The following is a 1,268-nucleotide window of genomic DNA, read 5'->3' on the forward strand; positions in this document are numbered from 1 at the left end:
AAGTATGCTCCCGCCCTGATTTAGATACGGGGGAAGGTAAGCTAAAACACTTTTGCCCCATTCTTGGTTAACGTAATTACTCAGTGGTAAATTGTGCATCTGGAATAGCAGTACTTTTTATTATGGTTGGCGGTTAAGGAGCGGTTCCAGCATACTTGTAAAAGCGGTCATTACTTAACATTTCTATTTATGGCTACCGCTTGCATTGTAATGCTGGCTTACTTGAAGCGGAAATCACGATTGGGTAAAGGCTTATTGATGACTATTCTAATCTGTTAGTATTTTAATAGCGAACCGTACTCTAAAATTAAAATCTACACTAGATATGAAAGGCGTGTCCTCCTGCCTACTTATATTGAGGGGAGGGAATGAACATTTCGTACTCTAACCCGGCTTACCAAAAAAGTGATTGAGCATAATCGGTGATAATAGATTCCAACAATTCAATCTCTTGATACCCTTCAAGCTCTAGAGAGCAATAAAAAGACAGTGGGATTCTAAGAGCATTCGCCACTTCCACGACAGGCAATTTTTTCAAAATGCCTTTTGAAACCCATGCGTCAGCCACTGAATGGTTGAGTATAGCCCAACCATCCTCTCGAAGTAGTTCTAGTAATACTTCATTATTACTGACTATCCTCAAATCCGTGGAGATAGAAAATAGGTCAGCATTACTTTTGTGATGGCTTTCCATGATGTATTGCTTCTCTATCTCCAGCTCATCAATGTGCACTGTACCCTGGTTAGCTAAGGCATGCTCAGCGCTACAATAAAAGTGGTGTTGGACCGTACCCAAATAAATGTAACGGAAAGGGCGCTCAGGTAAGTTTTTCAACTTACTTTGCATGATGGCAACGCACGGAGTGTCATCGGTTAACGCATCCATTACTTCATTCCGATTCCTTTGAAGCCAGTGTAATCGCAATGTGGGGAGCGCATTTTTAACAAGTTGGTTGATCTCTTTGATTATTGAACCTGGCACCAAAGCGTCATGGTATATGACCAGCGACTCAAAAGGCTTTTGATAAGCATTTATCATTCTTTCGTACAATAAGTCGCTGTTTTTTAATAACACTTTGGCTTGGCGATACAACGCTTTTGCTTCTTCTGTCGGCAATGCACGCTTTCCTTCGATAATAAACAGTTCGATGCAAAAACTGTCTTCAAGTGCCTTGATCTGTTCACGTACGGTTGTGCGCTCTTTATTAAGCTTTCTACCTGCCTTGCTGTAGCTGCTTTCTTCATACGTAGCGCAGAATGCGGCCAAG

At 41.5% G+C, this 1,268-nt stretch carries 1 protein-coding gene; it reads right to left on the reverse strand.

Going from position 1 to position 1,268, the window contains the following annotated elements; translation table 11 throughout:
- Positions 1 to 394 precede the first annotated feature (394 nt).
- Positions 395 to 1,267, reverse strand: a complete 873-nt coding sequence (locus AB4161_RS22625; RefSeq protein ID WP_372084371.1) for a LysR family transcriptional regulator — start codon at positions 1,265 to 1,267, stop codon at positions 395 to 397.
- Between the last annotated feature and the right edge of the window lies 1 nt (position 1,268).

The organism is Vibrio sp. 10N.286.51.E5 (genome assembly GCF_041469125.1).
Lineage (GTDB): Bacteria > Pseudomonadota > Gammaproteobacteria > Enterobacterales > Vibrionaceae > Vibrio > Vibrio crassostreae_C.